Genomic DNA, 26,738 nt, shown 5'->3' with positions numbered 1-26,738 from the left:
TCTTCGGACGGGGGCCACCCACATACGCCGTATCGGTTCGCCCTGCGCGGGCCGCGTCGGCCGTCGGGCCGTTATGCGTGGGCGTGCCCGCGGCGATGGCCGCGCCCGTGCCCGCGGCCGGTGAACAGCCGGTACAGCGCCAGCAGAATGACGGATCCGACGATGGCCGCGATCCAGGTGGACAGCTCGAAGAAACCGTCGATCGAGTCGACCCCGAAGATCACCTTGCCGAGGAACCCTCCGAGGAGCCCTCCGGCGATACCGATGAGCATGGTGACGATGATTCCGCCCGGGTCCTTGCCCGGCATGAGCGCCTTGGCGATGGCTCCGGCGAGCAGGCCGATGACTATCCACGCGATGATGCCCATCACAGACTCTCCTTGCAGTCGGTTCGCCGTACGTGTGTCCCCGGATCGCTTCTCCTAACTGACTCGTGTGCGGTTGGCGTGACTCGTTCGCATCAAGCCCCGCGTCTCCGACCCCCGCCGGAAAAGGGCGTTTTCACGCTTCTCTGAGGGGCACACGGGTCGCCGGTTCGCCGTCGTTCGGTGAACGGGCGGTAGTCGTCGAGGAGATGGGGATTCACATGAGTCGCAGGGGGACGAAGGTCGCCGCGATCACGGTCGCCGCGGTCATGGGGAGTGTTCTGACGGGGTGCGGGGACGACAGTGGATCGACGGGTGCGAAGGACGGCGCGTCGTCGAGCGCCGGCAGGAGCGACGGGGGCCAGGACCAGGGCACGACAGCGGTGCGAACGGCCTACGAGAAGACGGCCGAAGCCGAGTCGGCTCGGATGACGATCGGGATGAAGCTCACCGCGGAGGGCAGGACGATCACGTCGGACGGTAAAGGCGTCATCGATCTGGCCGAGGGCGACAGCGTCATGACCATCACCGCGCAGGGCGAGAGCATCGAGCAACGCGTGGTCGACGAGGTCCTGTACCAGAAGGCCCAGGGCCGGAACGCTTCGGGCGGCAAGCCCTGGATCAAGATCGACCTGCAGAAGGCCGCCGCCCGGCAGGGCGTGAACAACCAGCGGATCGGTGACCCGGCCCAGACCGCGGCCTATGCCAAGGCGATCACCGACAAGGACGTCACGGAGGTCGGCACCGAGAAGGTCGGCGGCGTCAACACCACCCACTACCGGGTCTCGGTGGACGTGACCGAGCTGCCGGGCGGTGATCGGATGCGCGAGCAGATCGGCCCGACGCTGCCGATGCAGGTCTGGCTCGACGACGAGGGGCGGCTGCGTCGCCAGCAGATGGACATGACCGTCAAGGCCCCGGCTTCCGCCTCCGCGAAGCCGGACAGCGGCGCGGCGCCGCAACAGCTCAAGATGAGCACCGTGATGGAGTTCTCGGACTTCGGCACCGAGGTCGATGCCGAGGCCCCGCCAGCCGGACAGGTGGCCGACATGACGGACAAGGCGCTCCAGCAGAGCCGGCAGCAGGGCTGAGTTGAGGAAGCCCGGTCGACCGGGACGGTCAGGCGGGTCTCACCTCCTGGCCCGCCGATGTCCTCGTGCGGGCACACGGAAGCCGGGGTGACCGGTGAGCCGTTGCTCTGCCTTCTCGCCCGGAGTCATCACCGGCACCCCGGCCGTACCGGCGGCCGGCCCTTGCCGCAGCGCTTTCCTCATCATGCCGCCCCGGGTCCCCGCACCTCGGCAGGTGTGTGCCGCCGCGTACGCCTGCGGGAGCGTCACCGCCGTGTGGGTGCGGGAAGAGGCACGCCGTCAGCGGGTGTGGCGGGCGGCCGGGGGTCAGGCGAAGGCGGGGTTGCCGGTCACCGTGCGGGCGTGGGCCAGGAGCCGTGTTTCGATCTCGGCTGCCGTCGCGGTGCCGATCAGCAGATCCATGGCGTAGCCGTCCTCCAGGGCGACGAAGGACCTGCCCAGCGCGCGGGGGGCGGCGGTGAGCGTGAAGTGCCCGTCGTCCTCGCCGTGCGCGAGGACCTGGCGGTACAGGTCGGTCTGCTGGTCGACGAAGACCTGGTGTGCCCGGCCGACCGCCTCGTTGCGCAGGGCGACGGGGAAGAGTTCGAACAGCAGCCGGGTGCTCTGCTCGCCCGCCCCCGGCCACGGCACTCCGCTGCGGATGCACGCCCGCAGCTGTTCCACCGGCCCCTCGGCCGCCGTGATCGCCTCTTTGCGGGTGTCGAAGTAGGTCGCGGCAGCGTGCTCGAAGACCGCTGAGAAGAGTTCCTGCAGGTCGGAGTAGTAATAGAGCACGGAGGCCGGAGTGACTTGCGCTTCCGCGGCCACGTCCCGCAGCTTGAGGGCGGTCGCCCCTGTGCTGATGACGGCCCGTGCGGCCGCGTCGATCAGCTGGGCACGCCGTTCCGCCTGGTTCCTCGGTCGGGGCATGGTCCACATGCTCGCACACACGGTCCCCTTTTCCGGAGCAGGCCCATTGACCCTCGGTGGATTCGTTAACTAAATTTCGTTTAACTAATCCGCTCACACACCTGGTGCTCCATGTCGCGTCCCCTTCCCCTTGTTATGGCCCAGGCCGCCCGGCGTCCCGCCGACGACCTGGACGGCTTCGCCGCCGATGTCGCCCGACGCACGCGGGGCCTGCCCGCGCAGCCGCTGGTCGTCTATCCCGAGCTGCACCTGTGCGGCGCCCCGAGCGGCTCCCCGCTGGATCCCGCGGACCTGCCGGAGGCCACCGCCGAACCGCTGGACGGCCCTCGTGACACCGCGCTCGCGCGGATCGCCGCCGATCTCGGGGTGTGGCTGGCCCCGGGCAGCGTCTACGAACGCGGTGACGACGGCCGTGTCCACAACACCGCCGTGGTGTACTCCCCGCGCGGCGAGCGCGTCGCCACCTACCGCAAGATCTTCCCCTGGCGGCCCTACGAGACCACGGTCCCCGGCGACGGGTTCACCGTCTTCGACATGCCCGGCGTCGGCCGTATCGGCCTGTCGATCTGCTACGACGCGTGGTTTCCCGAGACGACCCGCCACCTCGCGTGGATGGGGGCGGAACTGGTGCTCAACTTCGTCGAGACCGGCACCAGCGACCGGGCCCAGGAAATCGTCCTCGCCCGGGCCAACTCCATCGTCAACCAGGTCTTCACCGCCAGTGTGAACTGCGCCGCCCCCGTGGGCACCGGGCGCAGCCTGCTGGTCGACCCCTCCGGCACCGTCCGCACCCAGGCTCCGGGCGACGGCGACACGTCCCTCACCGATGTCGTCGACCTCGACGAGGTGAGTAACATCCGGCAGTTCGGCACCGCGGCCCTGAACCGCCCCTGGCAGCAGTTCCGGCCCGACGACAGGCCGCTCGCCCTGCCCCTCTACCAGGGCCGTATCGACCCCGCCACCTGGAGCGGCCGTACCCGCCCAGGCTCCGTCCCCGTCCCCGCAGAGAGCACACCATGACCGGTCAGCCCACCCGGATGAGAGGCAACCTCGGTCTCCTGTCCATCGTCCTGTTCGGCCTCGCCTACATGGCCCCGGCCGTCGTCACCTCCACCTTCGGCGTCATCGCCGCGACCAGCGGCGGTGCCGCCCCCACCGCGTACCTCGTCGCGACCGGTGCGATGCTGCTGACCGGCCTCAGCTACGCCAAGATGGCCCGGATCATCCCGTCCTCGGGGTCCGTCTACACCTACGCGCGGCGCATGCTCGACTCGCGGTTCGGCTTCCTGGCCGGCTGGGCCATGCTCCTGGACTACCTGTTCCTGCCCATGGTGGCCTTCCTGGTGCAGTCGATCTACCTGCACGCGCAGTACCCGTCGGTACCGCAGTGGCTCTGGCTGGTGATCAACATCGTTCTGGCCACCGCCGTCAACGTCATCGGCCTCAAGGTCGCCGACAAGGTCAACAAGACGCTGCTGATCGCCGTCACCGGCTGCCTGCTGGTCCTGGCCGTGCTCTGCGTCCGCCACGGCCTCGGCCACGGTGGGACCGCGGCGGCCGGACACGCGCTCTGGAACAGCTCCACCAGCATCTCCGCGATCACCGCGGCCGCGGCCGTCGCCGCCTACGCCTTCCTCGGCTTCGACGCCGTCAGCACCCTCAGCGAGGAAGCCCACGATCCCCGGCGGACCATCCCGCGCGGCATCGTCCTCACCGTACTGGCAGGAGGCGTGATCTTCGTGGCGCTCTCCTTCGTGATGCAGTGGGCCCACCCCGGCGGCGCCTTCGCCGACGAGTCCTCGGCCGGCTACGCCGTCTCCACCCTCGTCGGCGGCCAGGGCTTCGCCGACGTCGCGAACACCGTCACCATGCTCGGCGGCTTCGCCTCCTGCGTGGCCATCCAGGCCAGTACCAGCCGCCTGATGTTCGTCATGGGCCGGGACAACGTCCTTCCCCGTCCCGTCTTCGGACGCCTGCACGCCAAACTGCTCACCCCGGTGCCGAACATCCTCATCGTGGCCGCGGTCGCGCTGTTGGCGATGAACCTGTCCCTGGCCGACGCCACCTCGTTCATCAACTTCGGCGCGTTCCTCGGTTTCACCCTGGTCAACATCTGCGTCATCGCCCACGCCGTACGGCAATGGCGCTCCGGAAAACGTCCCTCACCGCTCGGCTTCCTGATCCTCCCCCTGGCCGGCGCGGCCGTCGACGTCTACCTGATCACCCAACTCGGCTCCACCGCGACCGAACTGGGACTTCTCTGGCTCGCCATCGGCGTCGTCCACCTCGCCGTCATCACCAAGGGCTTCCGCCGCCCCGCACCCGAACTCCGGCTCGACTCCGAGGACTCCGCCATGACCTCGCACTGACAGGACGTTCCCCGCGCGGCATCCGTGGCCGCGCAGGGCGTACGGAGTCCCTTCGAGTGTCCGCCACCTGCCTGGCCGGAGAGCTGTCCGGCCAGGCAGGCGGCCTCGTCGGCTCGGCCCGCCCGCCCAGGGTTTCCTCATCCGTGCATGCGCCGGTCGATCCGTTCCCGTACCTGGTGCCACAGTTGCGTGTGACGGCCGGGGTCCATTCCCTCGGCGGCGAACACGGCGTCGGCGAAGCTGTCCGCGTCGGCGGGCGGTGCCTCCTGCAGACGCTGCTGCTCGTGGGGCGGAAGGCAGAAGCCGAGGTCGACACAGAGTTCGTAGAGGAGTTCCCGTATCTCGGCCTTCGGGTCGCGTGGCGTCATGGAACGGCATGGTGGCACGCCCGGTCCGCGTGCAGCACGGAATTCGAGGCGACGCCCCATGTCCCACGGGGCGTCGAGTGACAATGATCGTCGTGACATCCCTCCACACCAACCCGCTCTTCGCCCGGCTCGCCGATTCCGAACGGATCCTCGTCGCGGGCGCGGGCGGTGGTTTCGACATCTACTCCGGCCTGCCGGTGGCCCTCTCCCTCCTGCACCAAGGCAAGGAGGTGTACCTCGCGAACCTCTCCTTCAGCGCACTCGCCGGTCTGCCCCCCGACAACTGGGCTGCTGACGACCTCGCCGTCATCACTCCTGACTCCGCCCCGCACCAGAGCTACTTCCCGGAGCGGACCCTCGCCCAGTGGCTGCGCCTGCATGGCTACCCGCCCACCGTGTACGCCTTCCCGCAAACCGGCGTACGCCCGTTGCGCGCCGCTTACCGGGCACTGATCGAGCTGCACGACATCGACGCCGTGGTACTGGTCGACGGCGGCACCGACATCCTGTTGCGCGGTGACGAGGCCGGTCTCGGCACACCGGAGGAGGACCTGGCCGGCGTGGCGGCGCTCGCCGCGCTGGACGGCATACCGAACCGGGTCGTGGTGTCCGTCGGGTTCGGCGTGGACGCCTACCACGGCGTGAACCACGTACAGGTCCTGGAGAACATCGCCGCCCTGGAGCGCGACGGCGCGTACCTCGGCGCGTTCTCGATACCACGCGCCACCCGTGAAGGCGCCCTGTACCTGGACGCGGTGGCGCACGCCCAGGACCACACCCCCGAGCACCCCAGCATCGTGAACGGCTCGATCGCGGCAGCCGTGCGCGGCTCGTTCGGCGACGTCCGGTTCACCGACCGCACGCGGGGCAGCGAGTTGTTCGTGAACCCGCTGATGTCCCTGTACTTCGCCTTCGACCTGCCGGGCCTGGCTGCCCGGTGCCTCTACCTGGACCGCATCGAGGACACCTACCTGATGCGTCAAGTCCACTCCCGGATCGCAGAGTTCCGCGAATCCACGGTGACCCGCCCGCCCCGCACCTTCCCCCACTAGGGACCGGACCGGCCGCGGGCAGCCGCCGAGGGCGCGGAGAAGTCCGGCACGGAGGTGCGGCTGCGAGAGGCTGCCGACGGGAGGGTGCCGCAGCCACAATGCACGGCATGTCGCTTCAGGGAACCGACGCCCACCGGGACAACGACACACTGCCTGCGCTGGTCCAGCAGGCCGTCGAGGCGGCGCGTACACACGGCTTCGCGTTCTCCTGCAGACCCGAACAGGGGCGTCTGCTCCAGTTGCTGGCGGCGGGAGCGCCCCACAGCATCGCCGAGACCGGGACGGGCTGCGGCGTCGGCCTGGCCTGGCTGGCCTCCGGCGCGGCTCCGGGCACCCGGCTGATCAGCATCGAGCGGGACGCGGAACGCGCCCGCATCGCTGCGGAGGTCTTCCGGGACCACGACCATGTCGAGGTCGTCCACGGCGACTGGCGGCAGATCGAACAGTACGGTCCGTACGACCTGCTGGTACTCGACGGCGGAGGCCAGGCCAAGGGCGACGGAACCGCAGACCCCGCTCGCCTGCTCACCGCCGGCGGCCTGGTCGTGATCGACGACTTCACCCCGGCCACGACGTGGCCACCCCACTTCAATGGCGAACCCGACGAACCCCGACTGCACTGGCTCGAACACCCCGAACTCCGAGCCGCTGAGCTCCGTCTCGCGGCGGACCTCAGCGTGATCGTCGGCACTCGCCTGCCGGGCGGCTGAACCCGGCCCGTTCGGTCCCGGCGGCAGTTCACTCACCGTTCAGACGACCGATGGCCGTCCGGGATCGGTCGGGACGATCGCGTGCTCGTCGAAGAGCCGTTCCAGGGATTCGTGGCCGTGCTGTCGGCGGTGCGCCGTCTCGGCCGCGGTGATCGGGAGGGCCCAGAGGATGCGGGCATGACCGTTCGGCAGCGGGCAGTGCTCCAGGTCGGGGCCGTGGAGGTAGGGGAGGCTGATCAGCAGGTGGTCACAGCGGGACCCGGGCAGCCATGGTTCCCCGATGGGCAGGCTGTGCCCGAGATCGAGGCGGTGACGGGTGTGGTAGGAGGCGGTCATGGCCAGGAGATCGGCGAAACGTTCGTCGCGGACGGGCGCGGTGAGGACGAACTCGAGACCGTGGCCGCTTCTCCCGGCGGCGGACCAGCAGCCGGCGGTGATGTAGGCCCAGCTGTCGGCGCGCGGCCCTGGACCGACGGTGAGGATCCTCAGGCCTGGGACTGCTTGGCGCCGTTCAGGTCCGAGGTTGTCATCGTCGACCGCGATCGCATGGCCGGCGAAGAAGCCGCGAACATGGGTTTCGACGCCTGCTGCCGCCTGCCGGCCGCGCTCGCTCTCGAACATGGTGGACAGGATCTCACGGGCCCGCCCTGGCGCCCCGCCGACGGCGACTGACCCGGCCTGACCCTCGCCGACGACGTTCCCGTCACACCCCGGCTCAGCTCTCGGCCGTGTTTACGACGCCGCCTTCACTCATGCGGGCTAATCAGCGGCTTCAGCTGCGTCTTTGACCCCATGCGATGCCTAGCCTTGCCGTGACGGCGAGTGGTCAGCAGAGAGCGTGCGGCACGGTCTACGAGCCTGGGGGTGCGGTGGAGGTCAGGAACGTGCGTCACGCGTACGGTCGGCGTGAGGTACTGCGAGGCTTGGACCTTGTCCTGCGGCCTGGTGTGCTGGCCGGCATCGTCGGGGAGAACGGTGCGGGCAAGTCCACGCTGCTGAAAATTCTTGCCGGTGATCTGCGCCCGCAGCGTGGCACGGTCCGCCATGGAGGCCGTTTCGGCTACTGCCCGCAGGACGTGGTCGTCAACGACGCCCTGACCGTGCGGCAGCATCTGGAGTTCTTCCGCGTCGCGCGGAGGCTGCCGGATCTGCGGCACGCCGGAGAGGTCATGGAGGTGCTGTCCTTGTCGGAGTACGCCGATGAGCGTGCCGGCCTGCTCAGTGGCGGAACCCGTCAGAAGCTGAACCTGACCCTGGCGCTGATGCATGACCCGCAGGTGCTGCTGCTGGACGAGCCCTACCAGGGTTTCGACTGGGACACCTACCAGCGCTTCTGGGACCTGGCGGCACGGCTGCGTGATGCGGGCCGCTCCGTCCTCGTCGTCTCGCACCTGGCCTACGACGCCGAACGCCTGGACGAGTTGTGGCGGCTTCAGGGCGGAGTCCTGCACCCCGTGACGGCGGTGCCGGCGTGAGGCGGCACCTGCGTCTGTTCGTCACCGCGGCCCGCTTCGACCTGGTCGAGCACACCCGCAACAGGCTCGCCATGGTCCTGGTCGCCCTGTTCATCCCCTCCTGGATCAGCCTGGCCCACGCCGTCATCCCCGACAGGCCCGTGACCTTCAGACTGCGGGCGACCGGCCGGCTCCTGGCACCGGCAGGCAACCAGATCACGCAGATCACCGGTGCCATCAACGCCGTCACCCTGATCACCGGGTTCATGATGTTCGCCGTCACGTTCAACGGCGGACGCTTCGACCGCCGCCTGGCCATGGCCGGCTACCCCCGTGTCCATCTCGTCCTGGCCAAGACCACCTCCCTCACCCTGGCCTCCGTCACCATCGCCGCCTATGCCACCGCGGTGATCCGCACCACCTGGAGCCCGCACCAGCCCGTGCAGCTCGCCGCGGGCCTGTTCTGCGGAGCGATGACCTACGGGGCGCTCGGCGTCGTCTTCGGCTCCCTGCTGCGCCGGGAGGTGGAGGGCATGTTCGCCCTGGTCATGACCAGCCTCGTCGATGTCGGCCTGCAAAGCCCCCTGGCCAGCGGCGGTACCAAAAGCGTGGCCGTGCAACTCCTGCCCACCTACGGCACCATGCAGGCCGCCACCGCCGCGGGCTTCACCCACAGACCGCTCCCCGGCGACCTGGCCGTCCAGATCCTGTGGTTCACCGGCGCCGCACTCCTGGGCCTGCTCGCCTTCCACCGCCGCACCAAAGACGCCCTGACCACACGGCCGCCCCTCCGTCTGCCCTGGCCGCCCAGGCACCGACGACCCGCGCGCCCGGCCAGAGCCACGTCGACACCTCGCTGAGCGACGCCCCGGTGGGACGACGGCTCACAAGGCGCCCTACGAGGGACGCACCGCGCCCTCGTCGCAGAGCGAGGTCCTGGCGCCGACGGGAACCGGTCGAGCAGAAAGGGCTCACAGATGCTGGTAAGGCGATGGCTGGATGCCGCGGGTATCACCGATCCCGTCCTCCGGCACTGCTACACGGTGTGCGTACGAGAGCTGGCCGGCGCCGACGGAGGGACCGCCCGCTGGCACGGCCTGCGCAGCGCTCCCGCGGCGGTTCGGCCTCATACGGCGGCACTGCTGGCACACGGGTACCGTGCCGATCTCTGCGTGGACAGCGGCCCGGTCGAAGACCGTCGACGCCGCTTCACCGACTTTGTCGAGGCCACCTGGACGGCCTTCGACGCCGACGGCTCCCACGACCCCGTACTGCACGCCACGGTCCACACCTACCGGACTTTCGGCATGCCGCTGTCGGTGGTCGAGGACATGTTCGGTGCGATGCGGCGGGACCTGGACTTCCGTGACTTCGTCACCTTCGAGGAACTGCGCCGGTGGTGTATGCGGATGACCGGTGGCTCGACGGCCATGTTCTACCGGGTGACGGGTGCCGTGACCGGACCCGCGGATGAGCTGCTGGTGCGTGAGTTCTCCGTCTTCGCGCAGTTGACGGATGTGCTGCGCGACCTGTCGGAAGACCTCGACGACGGGCGCCTCTACCTGCCGTTGGAGGATCTCGACCGGTTCCAGGTGCGCGCCGAGGACATCAAGGCGAAACGTTGGACACCGGCCACGGCCGACCTCATCGCGTTCGAGGCCGAGCGGGTCACCGGGCAACTGCGCAAGGCCGGGGAAGTGGACCACGGCCCTGTGAGCGCCCTCTGGCACGCCCACCGTGAGCACATGACCCTGATCGTCGCCGCAGTGCTGGCAGCAGGCCAGGACGTCCTCCACCGACCGGTACAGCCGCCCCTGGGCACGCTGCTCAACGTGTGGCGGCCCCTCATGCGGGCTGTGATCCCCTGCTGACCTGTGGAAGGAAACGGGCCATGTCTCTTGCTGTGACCCCCGCCGGCGACACGTACGTCCCGCTCCTGGAGGCCGAGCTGCTTCGCTGGGTGGGCAGTGGTGACAGCCTGTTGGAGCTGGCCTGCCTGGACGCGCTGTTCCCTCCGGGCAAGCTCCTGCGCCCCGTGCTGTGCGTGGAGTCGGCCAAGGCCGTCGGCGGCACCACCGACCAGGTGCTGGCTTTCGCGGCCGGCATCGAGTGCCTGCACGTCGCCAGCCTCGTCCACGACGACATCATCGACCAGGACCCGGTACGCCGCGGGCGGGCCTCCACCGCCGAGCAGTACGGCCTCGCCGAAGCCCTGGCCGCAGGCGACGGACTGTCGATGGCCGGTATCGCGGCCCTGCTCAGCGGAGGCCCCGCCGAACGTGTGCTGCACGCGGCACGGGTCGCCGTCGAGGCCCTGCGGCACATGTGCCAGGGCATCATGCGCGAAATCGAGATCCGCGGCGACCTGACCTGCGGAGTGCCGACCGTCCTGGACGTCATGCGGGCCAAGACCGCCGCGCTGACCGGCGCCGCCTGCCAGGCCGGGGCGATCCTGGCCGGGGCGACCCCGCGGCAGCACCAGGCCCTGCGCCAGTACGGAGAACAGCTCGGCATGGCCTTCCAGATCCGTGACGACCTGCTCCCCTACACCGCCGAGGACCAGGTCACCGGCAAGACAGCCACCAGCGACGTCGCCAACCTCCAACCCACCCTGCCCGTCCTGCTCGCCTACGAAGTCGCCGACGAGGCCGACCGCGACCGCCTGGCCACCGTGTTCCGTGGCGGCACCGACCCCGCCGCCGCACACCGGGACATCCTCGCCGTGCTGACACGCACCGGCGCACTCACCAAGGCGGCCCGGATGGCGTCCTCCCACGCCGAACAGGCACGCGCCGAACTCACCGGCCTGCCGAACTCCACCCGGCTCGCCGAACTGGCCACCTCGGCAGCCGACCGCCGGCGCTGACGAAGTGCCTGTCAGCCGCGGCTGGGTCAAGCCCGCTCGACGTTGCTGTTCCCCGGCTGAGCGGCGCGGCCGCGGGAGGCCCGCGGCGTGCTAGCGTTGGTTGTTTGCGGTGTCGCTGTGTCGGTGTCCCTGGCCGGTGACCGCGTCCCTGCCGGGCCTTCCTCGGTACGGTCCCTCGGAGGAAGGCTTTCCGTGAGCGAATCAGCACGTACCGATGCCCGGCGGCAGGACTGTGTGTCCGAGGCGTCAGGGGCCGCTCCGGCGCTGCCCACGGTGGCGTCCTTCGCGCGGCTGGGGCTGCCGGCCGAGGTTCTGCGGGTGCTCGACGAGCACGGTGTGACCGTGCCCTTTCCCATCCAGGCCGCTGCGCTGCCGAACGCGCTCGCGGGACGGGACGTCCTGGGCCGGGGCCGTACAGGATCCGGCAAGACGCTCGCCTTCGGCCTGGGGATGCTCGCCCGGACGGCCGGGCGGCGCGCGCAGCCGAAAGAGCCGCTGGCGCTCGTTCTGGTGCCCACCAGGGAGCTGGCGCAGCAGGTCGGTGAGGCGCTCACTCCGTACGCCGAGGCGCTGCGACTGCGGCTCGCGACCGTGGTGGGTGGAGTGTCCGTCGGACGGCAGACCGCCGCGCTGCGGGACGGCGCCGAGATCGTCGTCGCCACGCCCGGCCGGCTGCACGACCTCGTCGAGCGCAGGAGCTGCCGGCTGGGGCGTGTGCGCATCGTGGTCCTGGACGAGGCCGACCAGATGTGTGACATGGGGTTCCTGCCGCAGGTCACCGAGATCCTGGACCAGGTGCGTCCCGACGGGCAGCGGATGCTGTTCTCCGCCACCCTCGACCGTGACGTCGACCAGCTGGTGCGGCGCTACCTGCGCGACCCCGCCGTCCACTCCGTGGACCCCTCGTCCGGCGTGGTCTCCGCGATCGAGCACCACGTCTTCGTCGTGCACGGCCCGGACCGGTACGCCGTGACCACGGAGATCGCCGCCCGGGACGGCCGCGTCCTGCTGTTCCTGGACACCAAGCACGGCGTCGACCAGCTCACGCGGCATCTGCGGGCCAGTGGCGTGGCCGCCGCCGCCCTGCACAGCGGGAAGTCCCAGCCGCAGCGCACCCGTACCCTGGACCGGTTCAGGAACGGGCAGGTCACCGCGCTGGTGGCGACGAACGTCGCCGCACGGGGCCTGCACGTCGACGACCTCGACCTCGTGGTCAACGTCGATCCGGCCACCGACCCGAAGGACTATCTGCACCGCGCGGGCCGCACGGCGCGGGCCGGCCGCTCCGGCACCGTCGTGACGCTCGTCCTGTCGGGACAGCGCCGCGAGACGAGCCAGGTCATGGCGGACGCCGGCGTCGCTCCCAAGGTCGCCGGAGTGCGGTCCGGCGAGGCGGAGCTGAGTCGGATCACCGGCGCCAGGGCCCCCTCCGGGGAGTCTCTCGACGGCGGGTCGGCCGTAGCGCGCCCCAAGAACCACAACGTCCCGTTCCGCGGCCTGGGTGGCGCCAAGGACGCGAAGAGCGGCTCCGGTGGCAGGTCATCCCGCAAGAGCAGCGAGGCCCGCAAGCTCGCGGAGGCCCGCAAGGCGGCCCGGGTACGGCGCGGCGGCTGAACCCGGCTTCCCGGACTGCGGACTGCCGGGCGGTGTCCTCGTCCGCGCTGCTGGACGGACACGCAGGACCGGGGATCCGCCGGGGTGCACCGGACGGCGTCACGTACGGGTGATCGTGCGTGGGGGAGGCGTGCGGGCGATGGAGAACGGCGCGGGCCTGCCGCGGCGGACCGGTGTCCTCACCGTCGAGCGAGAGCTGGGCGTGGGCGGCACGGGGACGGTCCACCCCGTCCGGTCACGGGCGGTCGTGCCGGCATCGGGTGGACCCGGTAGCGGGAGCCTGGACCGCTCCCAGGCCGGCAACCGAGGCCGTCGCCTTCCTGCGGACGCCCGAGCTGGTACACGGAGTGGCCGTCGCCGACCCGCTCATGGCCAGCGCTCTCCGGTCGGCAGGAGTCTTCTCCGGCAAGGACAAGCGTGCTACCGCTCAAGAGTGGACGTGACCGGCAGCAGTCCCCGCGCGCGTCCGCCCACGCAAATCAGTTGACCCACACAGCGGATCAAGCAATGATCATGGCGGCGACGAGGAAGCTCTGCGGAGGAGCGCCCGGCTCTGATCCCGGGTGGACGCAGGTTCGAATCCTGCTCTCGTCGCCTCCTCACATACCTCCCGGTGCGCGAAGTCGCCCAGGTTCCTGACGCACGGCGACTGTTCCTGAAGTGCGTCACCCCTCGCTGGACGGCGCGGGGTCATCGAGCGTTCGCAGCCCCAAGTCGGATGCCACCGTCTCGACAAGCCGGACGATCTCAGGGTCATCAGCGGCCGGGGCGTTCCTTGCCGTCTCGAACCAGTCGTCACGGTCAGGAAGTGCCAGGTAGCCGTCCCGGTGGGTTCGCCATCGACGGACGGGTGCGACCGAGCCCTCGTCCCCGTGCTCGCCGAGGTTTCTCGCAAGCATGGCAGCGATGCAGTACCGGCTGGGGGAGGGCCCCAACCGGTCGAGGTGACGCAGGTGCGCAGCCAGTGCTTCCTCGGCGTGTGGACAACCCGTGAGGGCCTGATCGAGGGCCGAGGCCCGGGCGACCTCGCCGGCGAAGTATCCGTTGAGGAAGTCCCCGTCAGCGGCTCTCCGCAACAACCAGTGTCGGACGTCCGAGTGACCGTGGGCCAGGCGACAGAGCGCCTCAACCACGTGGGCACGCCCCCAGCCGGCCACTCGGTCCGCCAGCCAGAGGAGTGACTCCGCACCATCCGGCAGCCGCTCCGGCGCATCCGCCGCGAGCGGACCGAAAGTGCAGGAGAGGAGGCCGATGGTCTGGATGTACGGAACATCGTCGACGGTGCCCACCGCGGCGAGCAAAGCCAGACCTACGACGACGTCGTCGGTGTCGGTGCCGTGTCTGACGAGCCGGCGCCCGGCCTCCCTGGCCCGTGCTCCTGCTCGCAAGGCGGCCTCGGTGATGCGAGCGTTGGGATGGATGGGCACGTGGATGCCGTCGAACCGGCCGACCAGATGACCGGGTACGGACCGGGGGTCGGTGAAGTGCCCGTCAAGGACGGCCGCGACCTCGGCCTTGATTTGCTCACGATCACGTGGATGGTCCGGTCGCGGCTGCGACAGCGATACTCCTGGCCCGGGTATGGCTCGCCGTCACGCGGCAGTGGAGCATCAGGGGCCGGCTCGTGCAGCCGGAGGGCGTGCTGGAACAGTGTCGTCCTGGAGCCGGGAAGCTCGCTCCCGGGCGTTTCGCTCACCGGTGGAGGGAGGACTCGATTCTCTTGATCACGCCCCGGAGTCTGCCAACACACGCTCTCCGCGGCAAGCCCTCCGGCACGGAGCGCTTGTTCCGCGGCTGTCGTCTTCCTGAGCGAGAAGGCCCGTCAGGCCCCGCACGTGGACGCGCTGCGCCTGGCTGTGGTCGGCGTCGAGAAGCACGAGCCGGTGTGGATCGTGCTCCTGGCGGTCCGAGGAGTTCGTACGCACTCGGAACTCGAAGCACATGCCTCGACAACGGATGGAGATTCGTTGCCGACTATGTGCTCGACCGGTTGGACGAACGCGGCTTTCGTGCTCACCCCGGGTAGGGAACCGGGGTGTTGCAGTCACACCCTCCGTTCGCCCTCCAGTCCGCTCAGTGCGTCGCGCAGGGCGGCGCGCGAGAGGGCGTTCCGCGAGGTTCTCGTGGGTTTCAAAAGGGGGTCATTGGCGGCTGACCGTACGGGACACGCCCGCGACGATCGTCGTCGCCAGGATCCAGCCGGTGATGATCAGGGTGTACGACAGCCACTGATACCAGCCGTCAGGGGCGAACGCCGGTTCCTGGCCGAAGTTGATGACCGGCAGGAGCAGGTCGAGGGTGTAGAAGACAGGGTTGAAGTCGGGAGCCTCGTCCGCCTTGACGGGGCGTGGGTGGTCCAGGCCGTACGCGATCGATCCGATGGTCATGAGGGACAGCAGCCAGACGGCCGCGCGCAATGGGCGGAAGCCGTAGCCGACGGTGACGTCCTGAACGTACCCCCACAGCCGTCCGTACCAGGTGAGCGTGGTGCGTCGACGGCGTTGCTTGGCGAGTTGGACGAGCCGAGCCGCGTCGTCGTCACCGACGTGGCGGTAGGCCGCCGTCAACTGCTCGTAGCCGTACGGCTCATACCGCTCTTCGTCCCGCTCCAGCATCGGAAGGCGGCGCTCGGCGGGCTCGTGCGGGGTGAGTACGGTGTACGTGAGGTTGCTGAGATGCACCTGGTCCGGCAGCATCTCCGGTTCGAGGGTCAGGATCTCTATTTGAGAACGCCGCAGATTCAGGGCTCCCTCGATGCGATCGCCACCGCGCAGCCAGAGCTCACCGATGACACAACTGCTCGCCCGCAGGGCGGTGTCTCTCGGGTGCGACAGGCGGGCGTGGAGCAGGTCGAGACGGCCCGATATACGCGAGCCCCGGAGCTCGATCCGGCCCTGCGCGCGTACGCACCGCGCCCGTACATGGGCTCCCACGTTGAGGTTCTGCGCGTCCAGCGCGATGCCGTCGGGCCTGTCGAACTCGGCGTCCTGAACGTTGATCCGTCCGGCGACGGAGGCGCCCGTAAGCCGTACCTGTCCGTGCGCGCGCATCTCCGGCGCCCACAAGTCGCCCCCGATCGCGGCCTGGTTGAGCTGCAGCACCGGCTCGGAGTCGTCCGGTGCCGTGAACTGCGCCCGTTCCATGAACAGTGCCCCGGAGATCTGCGCTCCGCCGAGCCGCACCGGCCCCTGCATCCGACAGTCCGTCATATGCAGCACCCCCTCGACCCGCAAGGCCGCCGAGGTCAGGCCCGGCAGAACGGACTTGCTCAGATTGAGTTGGCGCAGCCGGGCACCGTACAGGTCGGGAACGCCGTCGAAGTGACAGTGGTTCAACCGGATGGCGGCGTCGATCGTGGCGTACTTCAGGTCCAGTACGCCGGTGATCCGCGCCCCCGTGATCCTGAGCGCGGCGATCTCCCCTTCCTCCTGCGGAACCTTGAGCAACAGCGTCCGAAGCACACTCGCCCGTACGGTCCGCTCGGTGCCCCAGGTGTTGCCGAGTGCCGGATCCTCGTTCTCGGCGGCGCGGAGGTCCACGGACTCGCCTCGCGGAAAGGCGCGCCATACACGCATCTCGGTCGGCGTCAGATCGTTGGTCTCGCTCACGCCGGGACTTTGACGTGCCGCATTCGAGCTGTCAACTGCCATACCGGGCATGCCGAGCTGTCCGGCGTCCTCCCGCCCCGCCCCTCTCCCGTCTCAGGACCTCGCCGAGCACGGTCCCCACTTCGAATCCATGAAGTGGCGCAAGGAGTCGGGTCGGAAGGACCCGGGCTTCTTCGGGCTGTACGAACGAGGAACGTTCTTCGTCTCACGGTCGTACATTCGGGGCGTCCACTCCGGCATGCGGGAAAGGGAGCACCGTCAACGGCAGTCGGCGGCGCGCCGCCCGGTCGTCTCCCTTCGCGCTCTGGCGGTTCGACAGCGTGTTGAGGCAGTGAGCGACTCTGTCGGGGATCTTGAGGTCCCGCGGACAGGGATGCTGATGGTTCGGGATGCTTCGGCTGGTGCGGTGCAGTCCTGTCCTCATGAGGTGACCAGTGTCCGTTCGTCCTCGGTCCGGTGCGGTAGTGCCAGAGCTCACCGCTCGGACGGCTCGGACGGCTCGTGCGAGCAATCCTCGTGGGACCACCGCCATGTGGGTACGTGATCACCTTGACGGGCTGTGGAGCGACGAGGACTTCCTGTCCTGGTATCCACATGACGGACGCCCCGGGCTGTCGCCGGCCCAACTGGCCACGGTCTGCGTGCTGCAGTTCCTGCTCAATCTCTCCGACCGACAGGCGGCCGAGGCGGTGCGGTGCCGGATCGACTCCAAGTACGCCCTCGCGATGAACCTGGACGACCCCGGCTTCCACCACAGCGTGCTCACGGACTTCCGTGACCGCCTCGGTCAGGACGGCCGTGCCGACCATCTCCTGTCCCTGGCTCTGCACCGGTAGCGCGAGGCAGGAGTGATCAAGGAACGCGGAAGGCAGCGGACCGACTCCACGCAGGTTCTGTCCGCTGCCAGGGAACTCACCCGCCTGGAACTGGTCCTCGAAACGGTCCGCGCCGCGCTGGAAGAAGCCTTGGTCCGTGACTGGTCCGGAAGTACTGGTCAGGAGGGGTGCAGCAGTGGGATGAACTGGGAGTTAGCGTGTAATCCGGGCTCGGTCGGGAGTGGGCTGGGTGACAGGCGCCTGACGGGCGAAAGCCCAGGTCAGGCGCCTTCCTCATGCGTCTAGAAGAAGCCCAGCTTCTTCGGTGAGTACGACACCAGCAGATTCTTCGTCTGCTGGTAGTGGTCCAGCATCATCTTGTGCGTCTCCCGGCCGATCCCGGACTGCTTGTAGCCGCCGAACGCCGCGTGCGCGGGGTAGGCGTGGTAGCAGTTCGTCCAGACGCGGCCCGCCTGGATCGCGCGCCCGGCGCGGTAGGCCGTGTTGATGTCGCGGGTCCACACGCCCGCGCCGAGGCCGTACGACGTGTCGTTGGCGATCCTGATCGCGTCGTCGAAGCCGTCGAACGAGGCCACCGAGACGACGGGACCGAAGATCTCCTCCTGGAAGACGCGCATCCGGTTGTCGCCCTCGAAGATGGTCGGCTGCACGTAGTAGCCGCCCTTCAAGTCACCGTCGTACTCGGCGCGTTCGCCGCCCGTGAGGACCTTGGCGCCCTCCTGCCGGCCGATGTCGATGTAGGACAGGATCTTGGTGAGCTGCTCGCTGGAGGCCTGCGCGCCGATCATCGTGTCGGTGTCGAGCGGGTGTCCGGGCCTGATCAGCTCGGTGCGGGCGACGGCCGCGGCCAGGAAGTCGGGGTAGTTGCCGCGCTGGATCAGCCCCCGGGAGGGGCACGTGCACACCTCGCCCTGGTTCAGCGCGAACATCGTGAACCCTTCGAGGGCCTTGTCGCGCAGCTCGTCGTCCTTCTCCCACACGTCGTCGAAGAAGATGTTCGGCGACTTGCCGCCCAGCTCCAGCGTGACCGGCTTCAGGTTCTCGGCCGCGTACTGCATGATCAGCCGTCCCGTGGACGTCTCGCCGGTGAAGGCCACCTTCGCCACCCGCGGACTCGACGCGAGCGGCTTTCCGGCCTCCGGGCCGAAGCCGTTGACGATGTTCAGCACGCCCGGCGGCAGCAGGTCGGAGACGAGGCTCAGCCAGTAGTGGATGGAGACCGGCGTCTGCTCGGCGGGCTTGAGGACGACCGCGTTGCCCGCGGCGAGGGCGGGCGCGAGCTTCCATGTCGCCATCAGAATGGGGAAGTTCCACGGGATGATCTGGGCGACGACGCCCAGCGGCTCGTGGAAGTGGTAGGCGACCGTGTCGTCGTCGACCTCGCTGAGCGAGCCCTCCTGGGCGCGCACGGCCCCGGCGAAGTAGCGGAAGTGGTCGATGGCCAGCGGGATGTCGGCCGCCAGGGTCTCCCGTACGGGCTTGCCGTTCTCCCAGCTCTCCGCCACCGCGAGTGCTTCCAGGTTGGCCTCCATGCGGTCGGCGATCTTCAGCAGGATGTCGGACCGCTCGGACGCCGGCCTGCGCCCCCAGCCGGGCGCGGCCGCGTGGGCCGCGTCGAGTGCCGCCTCGACGTCCTCCGCCGTGCCACGCGCCACCTCGGTGAACGGCCGGCCGTTCACCGGGCTCGGGTTCTCGAAGTACTGCCCCGCGACCGGAGGCACGTACTCGCCGCCGATGAAGTGGTCGTAGCGGGACTGGTAGGAGACGATCGCGCCCTCGCTCCCGGGCGCCGCGTAACGGGTCATGCGGAACTGGCCTCCTTCGGCAGCGCTGCCCGCCGTTGGGCAGCTCTGCGCCGGAGCGTAAGGACACGGACGTTGCAACCACGTTGCGGACGGGTGGTGTTACCGGTCCTCGGAGCGGGCTCAGCCGTCCGGGGCCCTCAGTTCCGATTCGAGCGTGGCCAGCCGGACCCGGTTCATGGCCGTCGGCCGGGCCGCGGCCAGCGCCCGCCACGCCTCCACATCCTCCTCGCCCCACGGCGCGTGCACCCAGTCGGCCAGCAGGTCGGGATCCGAGCGGGCGATCAGCGCCGCGCGCAGACCGTCGGCGAGGCGGCGCCTGAGCCGTACGACCGCAGGGGCCCGCGAGGCGGGCAGCAACGGGCCCGGATAGGCGGCCAGGGCGGTGGTGACCGCGCCGGCCGCCAGCCGGCGTTCGACGACGGCGACGTCCGACTCCAGGGACGCCGTGAGCCGGTAGGGCCGCGACGCGAGCAGGCCCGGCCCGAGGACCTGGCGCAGCCGGGCGAGCTCCGCGCGCAGTGTCACCGGTGTCACCGACTCGTCCTCGTACAGGGCGCACAGCAGTTCGTCACCGGTCAGGCCGTCGGGCCGCCCGGCCAGGAGGACGAGGATCTCGCTGTGCCGGCGGCTGAGCCGGATCCTGCGGCCCTCCGTCGTCAGCACCGCCCGGTCGCGGCCCAGTGCCGCCAGTTCGGGCCCGTCGGCAGTCTGGCGTCCGGGGGTGAGCAGTGCCAGCCGGTACTCCGCCGCGCGTGCCACGGCCTGCACGAACCCCAGGCTGTGCGGATGCGCGAGGCCGTCCCCGCCGGTGATGTCCACGGCACCGAGCAGCCGCCCCGTGCGGGGGTCGTGGACCGGGGCCGCCGCGCACGTCCACGGCTGTACGCGCCGCACGAAGTGCTCGGCCGCGAACACCTGGACCGGACGGCCCACGGCGACCGCCGTGCCCGGCGCGTTCGTCCCGACCGCGCTCTCCGACCATCGCGCGCCCGGCACGAAGTTCATCCGCCGTGCCTGCCGCAGCGTCGACGTGTGCCCCTCGACCCACAGCAGCCTGCCGCGCGCGTCGCACACCGCCAGCAGGTGCCGGCCGTCGGAGGCGAACGTGCCCAGCAACTCCCGGAACAGCGGCATCACATGCGCCAGCGGGTGCTCGGCCCGGCAGGCCCCGAGATCACTGTCTGTCAGTTCGATGTCGGCGGTGCCGTCCGGGTGCACCCCGGCGCGTGCCGAGCGCCGCCACGACTCGGCGACCACGCCGCGCACCGGGCGCGGCACCGTACCGGCCTCGGTGAAGGCATCGTGCGCCCGGTGCAGCACGCGTACGCGCTCGGCAGGGTCGGCTCCTGGCTCCAGGGCCACCCAGGGATCGGTCACCATGGCCTCCCGCGGGGCGATGCGCTGGGGGACATCGTCGCCCGGCGCGCGCGGGGCGACAACCATGTCGACGAGGGCGGTCCCCGCCGTCGCCGCCGGCATGGCCGCCTTTGGCCCCGGCGACCTGGCCGGCCGGCGTGCGAGTGGCGGCGCCCCGCACCGCGAGGAACACTGGCTGAACGGGCCATCGCCGTTCGTCGGTCCAGGAAGTGCCGGGTGAGACGTGGTCTCACGGCTGTATGTCACCAGGGAGACGCGCATGTCCTCGAAGAGGCGCCGCAAGAAGAAGTCGCGCCGCAACCACGCGGCGAACCACGGGAAGCGACCGCAGTCCTGAACGGGAGAACCGCCGGCCGGCAGACACTGAGGAAGCCTGCACGCGGCCAGGGAGGCGATGGACCGACGGTCCAGGCAGGCGGTGCTCTCCGGTCCGTCGGCCGGGCGGCGGCTGTCCTCGCTGCCCTTGGCCTCGGTGAGGACGGGCTCGTGCCGGGCGCCTCACCGAAAAGCTCTCCCCTTCACTAGGTAGACTGACCTACCTAGTGAAGGGGAGAGGCTGTGATGAGCGAGACCGGAACGCGACGGGGGGCCGCGCGGGAGAAGCTGCTCGCCGCCGCGGCGCGCCGTTTCTACGCGGACGGTGTGACGGCGACGGGCATCGACACGATCACCGCCGAGGCGGGCGTGGCGAAGATGAGCCTGTACAACAACTTCTCCTCCAAGGCCGATCTGGTGAGGGCCTACCTCGACGCACGGCATGAGGAGTGGCTGGGCCTGTACCGGCGCCGGCTGGAGCAGGCCCGGGACGGCCGCGGGGGAGTGCTGGCCGTCTTCGACGCGTACGCCGATCACGCCGCCCACGCCTACGAGCACGGTTTCCGGGGTTGCGGTCTGCTGAACGCGGCCGCCGAGCTGCCCGCCGGGGACGAGGGCCGGGCCGTGGTGCGCCGGCACAAGGAGGAGGTCGAGTCCCTGCTCGCCGGCCACCTCGAGGAGCTGCTTCCCGAACGGCCCGCGCAAGCGCGCGCGGTGGCGGAGCACCTGGCGTTCCTGCTGGAGGGCGCGATGGCCCGTGCCGGCCTGGAGGGCGCGGGCACGCGCCTGGAGCACGCCCGGGCGATGGCGGCCGACCTGCTGGACCGGTTGTGACCCGGCGCCGGACCCGCGGCGGCACGACGGGTGCGGGAGTGGTGTGCGTACTGGTGGCGTCGGTGCTGTGGGGCACCACGGGCACCGCCGCGACCTTCGCCCCCGCCGTGGGACCGCTCGCGATCGGGGCCGTCGCCATGGGCCTGGGCGGACTGCTCCAGGCCCTCGTCGCCGCCCCGCGTATCCGCCGGGAAGCCCCTCGGCTGCGGGTGCACAAGGGGGTGGTGCTGATCGGCCTGCTGTCGGTCGGGGCCTATCCTCTGGCCTTCTACTCCTCGATGCGTCTGGCCGGGGTCGCCGCCGGCACCGTGGTGTCGATCGGCTCGGCCCCGCTCGCCTCGGCCCTGATCGAGCGCGTCGTCGACGGGCGCCGCCTCACGCGCCGCTGGATGACCGGCGCGGCGCTGGGCCTGTCCGGGACGGTGCTGCTGTGCGCGGCCGAAGCCGCCGGCGCCCACTCCGGCTCCGGGGCCCGGTCCGCGGGGGAGACCGTGCTCGGCGTGGGGCTCGGCCTGGTGGCCGGGCTCACCTACGCCCTGTACTCCTGGGCGGCCCACCGTCTGATCAGCCGCGGTGTCACCTCCGGCGCGGCCATGGGCACGGTCTTCGGCCTCGGCGGGCTGCTGCTGATGCCGGTGCTGCTGGCCACCGGGGGCCCGCTCCTCGACTCCTGGTCCAACGCGGCCGTCGGCGTCTACATGGCCCTGGTGCCGATGTTCGCCGGCTACGTCCTGTTCGGCTGGGGCCTCGCGCACGTCCCGGCGAGCACCGCGACCACCCTCTCGCTGCTGGAACCCGCCGTCGCCGCCGTCCTGGCCGTGCTCGTCGTCGGTGAACGCCTGCCCCTGCCGGGATGGGCCGGCATCGCCCTGGTCGTCGGATGCCTTGCCGTGCTCACCCTGCCGACCCGCACCACGGCGAGGCCCCGGGCGACCACCACGGGAGCGAACGCCGCCGCCCGGACAGACCCCGCCGCACTGGCAGGGCACGCCGAAACCCCATGAGCCCACAACACCCGGATGCGACCCGGCGTCACGCGCGGCTCAGCGAACGACGGTCACAGCGGTGAGCCGATCCACGACCGATCGGTGCCGGGGCGCCGGGATCCCCCGGACGGGGCCGGCAGGGCGAGGAGGCAGAAGTCGGCGACGTCGTCGATGTGGACGGTGGACCAGACGTGTGGCGAGCGAACCGCCGATGTGACCGGTCGCACCGGTGATGAACACACGCATCGCACACCTCTTGAGCAGGAGACCGCATCCGCACGCAACCTCCGCCCGTCTCCGGCGGCCGTGGAGATGTCGCCCGTCGCGGGGTGCCCGACCGGCGGAAGCGGTGGGTGCGGTGACGCATCGCCACCGCCTTCGCCGGGGGCACGGGACGCGGCTTGATCGTTCCGCGAGGCCGCCCCTCGGGAACCGCGGGCGATCCCGGGTGCGAAACTGAACTCATGTTCGTTCAGCTCCTCGCGGCCATGGGTGTGCTCGCTGTCCTGACCGTGGTTCCCGGCCCGGACATGGCGGTGGTGACGAAGCGAGCCGTCTCGTCCGGCCGGCAGGACGGCCTGCGCACCGTCGGCGGCATCACGGCGGGACTGCTCATCTGGGGTGCGCTCACGGTGGTCGGTCTGGCGGCCGTCCTGGCGGCGTCCGCCACGGCCTACACGGTCGTCAAGCTCGCCGGGGCCCTCTACCTCGGCTTCCTGGGCGTCCAGGCCCTGCTGCAGAGCCGGAGCGGTCGTTCGGTGACGCCGGCGGCCGGTCACGCGGCCCCGTCCGGCAACCCGTGGCGCACGGGACTGGTCAGCAACGTCCTCAACCCGAAGATCGCGATCTTCTACACCGGCCTCCTGCCCACGCTCGCGCCGTCCGGCCTCTCACCGCATCTTGGGATGACCCTGCTGGTCCTCATCCACACGGCCCTGACGCTCGTCTGGCTCGGCAGCTACGTGCTGGTACTGGCCAAGGCCCGTGCCTTCTTCGAGAAGCCTGCCGTACGACGCGCCATGGACCGCGTCACAGGTGTCGTCCTGATCGGGTTCGGGGTCAAGGTCGCCACCTCCCAGCCCTGAGTGAAGTGCCGAAACAGCCGCTCACCCCACAGGCCGCGACCGCGTCCGCTTCACACGGCGCGTCCTTTTCGCACCCGGCGCGGGTTCACGTGTGCGGGGCCTTCGGGGCGGCGGCTTCCAGGTCGCCGATGCTGCCCGACATGATCGTCCGTACGTGCTGGGTGCCGATGCCGTAGTCGGGCACGTCGCCGGTGACCACGGCGCCGGTGACGATGACCACGCCGTGTCCGATCCGCACGCCGGGCATCACCGTCGTGCCGTGACCGAACCGGACCTCGTTCCCGACGACGGTGGCCCCCCGGCCGGGCAGGCCGGTGAGGAGGTCGAAGTGCTCGGACCACGAGCCGCCCATGGCGGGGAAGGGAAAGGCCGAGGGGCCGTCCATGCGGTGGTCGGCGCCGTTCATGATGAACCGCACGCCCGTCCCCGGCGCGCAGAACTTGCCGATGGTCAGCTTCTCCGGCCCGTAGCGGCAGAGCACGTTGCGCGCCTCGGACGGGGGCCGATGCCGCTTCGATGAACCGGATGTCGCGGCCGGCCGGGCCCAGGGTCCGGACAGCAGACCGCGAAAGCCGAGCCGGGTGAGAACCGCACGCACTTCGAGGTCACCTCGCCCGACTCCGAGGGCAACGAGTTCCGCGTCATTCCGGAGGGCCCGTCCGAACTCGATGGCGAGGGCGTACGGACTGCCTCAGCCGACCGATGAACGGGGCGGGACGACGGCTCGCACGATCGTGGACGCGACGCCGTTCAGCGCGGTGTCACCCAGCCGGGTGTCCAGGTCCCGGCGGTGTCGCGGCCCGCCGATGTGGCGGCGAGGTGGGCACGGAGCACGGCCAGTGCAGGGTGGGGGTTGTCGCGGTGCCACAGGAGCGAGTGCGGGTAGACGGGGGTCGGGTCGGTGACCGGGATGCGGCGCAGGTCGTGGCCGGCCGGCCAGACGAGACGGGTCCGCTCGCTCATGAGGGTGGCGAGGGCCGGGGTGTCGGCGACGGTGTCGAGGAGCGCGTCGGAGCCGAAGTTGGGGCCGGTGGCTTCGATGGTGAGGCCGAACTCGGCGACGAGGTCGTCGTAGTAGGCGGCCCACTCGGTTCCGGGGACGATGCCGGGCATCCAGATCCGGTGCCCGGCGAGCTGTGCGACGGTCACCGACCGGGCGCCCGCCAGCGCGTGGGCGGGGCCGGTGAGGAGCTGGAGCGGCTCGTCCAGCACCCGGACCGACTCGACGTCCTCGGGAAGGGGCCGGCCGGGCATGGCGACGGCACGGAAGGACGCGTCGATCTCACCGGACCGGATGGCGGCGACGGCCGTCTCGATGTCGAACAGCCACACCACGTCGAGATCGATCTCGGGGTGTGCGCGGTGGAAGCCGCGCATCAGGCCCGACGCCGCGCCGCGCGAGGCGATCACGTCGATGCGCAGCGGACGGCGGCCGGGGCGCACGGATGCCTGCGCGCGCTCGGCGACGCGCAGCAGTTCGCGTGCGTGGGGCAGGAACGCCTGCCCGTCGATGCTGAGCCGGGCGCCGCGGGCGGTACGGGTGAACAGCCGCACACCGAGGTCGCGTTCCAGCGCGGCGATGCGCTTGGACACGGCCTGCTGGGTGACCGCCAGCTCGGCGGCAGCCTCCTGGAACTGCCCCGCGTCCGCGGCGGCGACGAAGGTCCGTACGGCGTCGAGGTCCACACCGCCACCCTAATGCCACAACCAGTGGTTGTGGCCCGCGGTCCTCCGGTTGTTTGATCCCCGGCCATGGCCCTCGCTTGGATACTCCCGATCGCGGATCGGTTGTGCGGGTGAAGAGCGAGGGGGACCGGGCATGAGGAGCGGACACCGGCTGGGACATCCGCTCCGACACCGGCTGGGGCGGCGGTTCGGATGGTTCTGGGCGGCGTACGGGACCAGCGCGCTCGGCACATGGCTCGCCTTCGGCGCGTTCCCGCTGATCGCCGTCCAGGTGCTGCACGCCGGACCGGCCGAGGTCGCCGCGCTGTCCTCCGTGGGGGCCGCGGTGGGCGCGGCCGTGGCTGTGCCGCTCGGCCCGTGGGTGGAGTTCCGCCGCAAGCGGCAGGTGCTGATCGCGACGGACCTGATGCGGTTCGCGGCGCTGCTGACGGTCCCCGCCGCGTACGCGCTCGGCGCGCTCACCTTCCTCCAGCTCCTGCTGGTCTCGGTTGTCGTCGCGGCGGCCGACATCACCTTCCGCGCCGCCTCCGGCGCCTACCTGAAGAACCTGCTGCCGGCCGAGGACCTGCTCGTCGCCAACACCCGGTTCGAGTCCACGGCCTGGACTATCACGATCGTCGGACCGCCGCTGGGCGGCGCGGCGATCGGGCTGCTCGGTCCGGTGGCGACGGTGGTGGCCGACGCGGTCAGCCACCTGCTCTCGGCTCTGGGCATCCGCGCGACGGGCGGGCACGAGCCGCGGCCCGAGCGCCGGAAGGCCGCGCGCATGCGCGCCGGGGACCTGCTCGACGGCTGGCGGTACATCCTCTCCGACACGGCCCTGCGTCCGCTGTTCTTCAACACCGCCCTGTTCAGCGGCCTGGTGATGGCCGCCCAACCGCTGCTGGCCGTCCAGATGCTCGGACCATTGGGGTTCGCACCGTGGCAGTACGGCCTCGCCTTCGCCGCGCCCTCGATCGGCGGGCTGCTCGGATCACGGCTGGCCCGGCCGCTCGTCACCCGGTTCGGGCAGCACCGGGTCCTGGTCGCGGCCGGGTCGCTGCGTGCCGTCTGGCCCATCGGCCTGGCCTTCCTGGGGCCGGGTACCGGCGGGCTGCTGCTGGTGATCGGCGTCGAGTTCGGGCTCATCCTCTGCTGCGGGGTCTTCAACCCCGTCCACGCCACCTACCGCCTCCAGCGCGTCGCGACCGACCGGGTCACCCGCACACTGACCGCCTGGGCGGTGACGACCAAGGCCACGACCGCACTCCTGACGGCCCTGTGGGGCGTGCTGGGCAGCCTGCTCGGTCCGCGCACGGCCATCGGACTGGCCGGCGTGTTCCTGCTGGCGACCCCGCTGCTGCTCCGCCGCCGCGAGGAAGCCCTGCCCCCCGAGCAGAAGCAGGCACGGAACCGAGCCTGACGGACC

General features: G+C 70.6%; 24 protein-coding genes, 1 tRNA gene and 1 pseudogene. 16 read left to right on the top strand and 10 right to left on the bottom strand.

What is annotated here, in order from left to right; translation table 11 throughout:
• Positions 1-71: 71 nt before the first annotated feature.
• On the bottom strand, positions 72-368 hold the full coding sequence (locus tag AMK33_RS18580) for a GlsB/YeaQ/YmgE family stress response membrane protein (RefSeq protein WP_073933954.1): 297 nt from the start codon (positions 366-368) through the stop codon (positions 72-74).
• A 437-nt stretch (positions 369-805) separates the two neighbouring features.
• Here AMK33_RS18580 and AMK33_RS18575 point away from each other — a divergent pair, with 437 nt between their 5' ends.
• Complete coding sequence (locus AMK33_RS18575) at positions 806-1,456, top strand: hypothetical protein (protein WP_235618131.1); 651 nt, start codon at positions 806-808, stop codon at positions 1,454-1,456.
• A gap of 306 nt (positions 1,457-1,762) precedes the next feature.
• Here AMK33_RS18575 and AMK33_RS18570 read toward each other — a convergent pair whose 3' ends face one another.
• On the bottom strand, positions 1,763-2,365 hold the full coding sequence (locus AMK33_RS18570) for a TetR/AcrR family transcriptional regulator (protein ID WP_073934188.1): 603 nt from the start codon (positions 2,363-2,365) through the stop codon (positions 1,763-1,765).
• A gap of 111 nt (positions 2,366-2,476) precedes the next feature.
• On the opposite strand from AMK33_RS18570, the gene AMK33_RS18565 reads away from it, so the two are divergent.
• On the top strand, positions 2,477-3,385 hold the full coding sequence (locus tag AMK33_RS18565; protein WP_073933952.1) for a carbon-nitrogen hydrolase family protein: 909 nt from the start codon (positions 2,477-2,479) through the stop codon (positions 3,383-3,385).
• On the top strand, positions 3,382-4,734 hold the full coding sequence (locus AMK33_RS18560) for an APC family permease (protein WP_073933951.1): 1,353 nt from the start codon (positions 3,382-3,384) through the stop codon (positions 4,732-4,734). The genes AMK33_RS18565 and AMK33_RS18560 overlap by 4 nt, the downstream gene beginning before the upstream one ends.
• A gap of 137 nt (positions 4,735-4,871) precedes the next feature.
• On the opposite strand, the gene AMK33_RS18555 is transcribed toward AMK33_RS18560, so the two are convergent.
• The gene (locus tag AMK33_RS18555) at positions 4,872-5,102 is read right to left on the bottom strand and encodes a hypothetical protein (RefSeq protein WP_073933950.1); all 231 of its coding nucleotides are present in this window, start codon (positions 5,100-5,102) and stop codon (positions 4,872-4,874) included.
• A gap of 92 nt (positions 5,103-5,194) precedes the next feature.
• Here AMK33_RS18555 and AMK33_RS18550 point away from each other — a divergent pair, with 92 nt between their 5' ends.
• Positions 5,195-6,154, top strand: coding sequence for a DUF1152 domain-containing protein (locus AMK33_RS18550; protein WP_073934187.1), 960 nt, complete (start codon positions 5,195-5,197; stop codon positions 6,152-6,154).
• Positions 6,155-6,261: 107 nt separating this feature from the next.
• On the top strand, positions 6,262-6,864 hold the full coding sequence (locus AMK33_RS18545; protein WP_073934186.1) for an O-methyltransferase: 603 nt from the start codon (positions 6,262-6,264) through the stop codon (positions 6,862-6,864).
• A 39-nt stretch (positions 6,865-6,903) separates the two neighbouring features.
• Here the strand turns inward: AMK33_RS18545 and AMK33_RS18540 are convergent, their stop codons facing one another.
• On the bottom strand, positions 6,904-7,485 hold the full coding sequence (locus AMK33_RS18540; protein WP_073933949.1) for a suppressor of fused domain protein: 582 nt from the start codon (positions 7,483-7,485) through the stop codon (positions 6,904-6,906).
• A gap of 248 nt (positions 7,486-7,733) precedes the next feature.
• Between AMK33_RS18540 and AMK33_RS18535 the strand changes: the two genes are divergently transcribed.
• The 6 genes from AMK33_RS18535 to AMK33_RS18505 all read left to right on the top strand — a co-directional run bounded on the left by AMK33_RS18535 (position 7,734) and on the right by AMK33_RS18505 (position 13,392).
• Complete coding sequence (locus AMK33_RS18535) at positions 7,734-8,339, top strand: ABC transporter ATP-binding protein (RefSeq protein WP_201263044.1); 606 nt, start codon at positions 7,734-7,736, stop codon at positions 8,337-8,339.
• Positions 8,336-9,178 (top strand): hypothetical protein, encoded by an 843-nt coding sequence (locus AMK33_RS18530; protein ID WP_073933948.1) that lies wholly within the window; start codon positions 8,336-8,338, stop codon positions 9,176-9,178. Before AMK33_RS18535 ends, AMK33_RS18530 begins: the two co-directional genes overlap by 4 nt.
• 117 nt (positions 9,179-9,295) lie before the next feature.
• Positions 9,296-10,189, top strand: coding sequence for a phytoene/squalene synthase family protein (locus AMK33_RS18525; RefSeq protein ID WP_073933947.1), 894 nt, complete (start codon positions 9,296-9,298; stop codon positions 10,187-10,189).
• Between the two features lie 20 nt (positions 10,190-10,209).
• Positions 10,210-11,184, top strand: a complete 975-nt coding sequence (locus AMK33_RS18520; RefSeq protein ID WP_073933946.1) for a polyprenyl synthetase family protein — start codon at positions 10,210-10,212, stop codon at positions 11,182-11,184.
• Between the two features lie 192 nt (positions 11,185-11,376).
• Positions 11,377-12,798 carry a DEAD/DEAH box helicase gene (locus AMK33_RS18515; protein WP_073933945.1) on the top strand — a complete coding sequence of 474 codons (1,422 nt, stop codon included), beginning with the start codon at positions 11,377-11,379 and terminating at the stop codon, positions 12,796-12,798.
• A gap of 521 nt (positions 12,799-13,319) precedes the next feature.
• Positions 13,320-13,392: transfer RNA gene (locus AMK33_RS18505), tRNA-Gln, on the top strand.
• 71 nt (positions 13,393-13,463) lie between these two features.
• Here the strand turns inward: AMK33_RS18505 and AMK33_RS18500 are convergent.
• Both AMK33_RS18500 and AMK33_RS18490 read right to left on the bottom strand, forming a co-directional pair.
• On the bottom strand, positions 13,464-14,225 hold the full coding sequence (locus AMK33_RS18500; RefSeq protein WP_107425141.1) for a hypothetical protein: 762 nt from the start codon (positions 14,223-14,225) through the stop codon (positions 13,464-13,466).
• A 714-nt stretch (positions 14,226-14,939) separates the two neighbouring features.
• A complete protein-coding gene (locus AMK33_RS18490; RefSeq protein WP_073933942.1) occupies positions 14,940-16,448 on the bottom strand; it encodes a membrane-associated oxidoreductase in 1,509 nt (502 codons plus the stop codon).
• A gap of 488 nt (positions 16,449-16,936) precedes the next feature.
• On the opposite strand from AMK33_RS18490, the gene AMK33_RS43845 reads away from it, so the two are divergent.
• Positions 16,937-17,242 (top strand): transposase, encoded by a 306-nt coding sequence (locus AMK33_RS43845; protein WP_235618129.1) that lies wholly within the window; start codon positions 16,937-16,939, stop codon positions 17,240-17,242.
• A 281-nt stretch (positions 17,243-17,523) separates the two neighbouring features.
• On the opposite strand, the gene exaC is transcribed toward AMK33_RS43845, so the two are convergent.
• Both exaC and AMK33_RS18475 read right to left on the bottom strand, forming a co-directional pair.
• Positions 17,524-19,047: an acetaldehyde dehydrogenase ExaC gene (exaC, locus tag AMK33_RS18480; RefSeq protein ID WP_073933940.1), complete on the bottom strand. Its 1,524-nt coding sequence runs from the start codon at positions 19,045-19,047 to the stop codon at positions 17,524-17,526.
• A 120-nt stretch (positions 19,048-19,167) separates the two neighbouring features.
• Complete coding sequence (locus AMK33_RS18475) at positions 19,168-20,424, bottom strand: GAF domain-containing protein (protein ID WP_073934184.1); 1,257 nt, start codon at positions 20,422-20,424, stop codon at positions 19,168-19,170.
• A 561-nt stretch (positions 20,425-20,985) separates the two neighbouring features.
• Between AMK33_RS18475 and AMK33_RS18470 the strand changes: the two genes are divergently transcribed.
• The 3 genes from AMK33_RS18470 to AMK33_RS18460 all read left to right on the top strand — a co-directional run bounded on the left by AMK33_RS18470 (position 20,986) and on the right by AMK33_RS18460 (position 23,644).
• The gene (locus tag AMK33_RS18470; RefSeq protein WP_073933939.1) at positions 20,986-21,573 is read left to right on the top strand and encodes a TetR/AcrR family transcriptional regulator; all 588 of its coding nucleotides are present in this window, start codon (positions 20,986-20,988) and stop codon (positions 21,571-21,573) included.
• Complete coding sequence (locus tag AMK33_RS18465) at positions 21,570-22,577, top strand: DMT family transporter (protein WP_201263043.1); 1,008 nt, start codon at positions 21,570-21,572, stop codon at positions 22,575-22,577. Before AMK33_RS18470 ends, AMK33_RS18465 begins: the two co-directional genes overlap by 4 nt.
• 446 nt (positions 22,578-23,023) lie before the next feature.
• A complete protein-coding gene (locus AMK33_RS18460; RefSeq protein ID WP_073933938.1) occupies positions 23,024-23,644 on the top strand; it encodes a LysE family translocator in 621 nt (206 codons plus the stop codon).
• Between the two features lie 85 nt (positions 23,645-23,729).
• Here the strand turns inward: AMK33_RS18460 and AMK33_RS18455 are convergent.
• A pseudogene (locus AMK33_RS18455) lies at positions 23,730-24,137 on the bottom strand (antibiotic acetyltransferase); the annotation flags it as partial.
• A gap of 257 nt (positions 24,138-24,394) precedes the next feature.
• A complete protein-coding gene (locus tag AMK33_RS18450; protein ID WP_073933936.1) occupies positions 24,395-25,330 on the bottom strand; it encodes a LysR family transcriptional regulator in 936 nt (311 codons plus the stop codon).
• A gap of 133 nt (positions 25,331-25,463) precedes the next feature.
• Here AMK33_RS18450 and AMK33_RS18445 point away from each other — a divergent pair, with 133 nt between their 5' ends.
• Positions 25,464-26,732 (top strand): MFS transporter, encoded by a 1,269-nt coding sequence (locus AMK33_RS18445; protein WP_073933935.1) that lies wholly within the window; start codon positions 25,464-25,466, stop codon positions 26,730-26,732.
• Positions 26,733-26,738: the final 6 nt, after the last annotated feature.

It is taken from the genome of Streptomyces sp. CB02400 (genome assembly GCF_001905725.1).
Classification (GTDB): domain Bacteria; phylum Actinomycetota; class Actinomycetes; order Streptomycetales; family Streptomycetaceae; genus Streptomyces; species Streptomyces atrovirens.
Note: the sequence above shows the minus strand (reverse complement) of the source record. Positions and strands in the feature narration are given on the sequence as shown.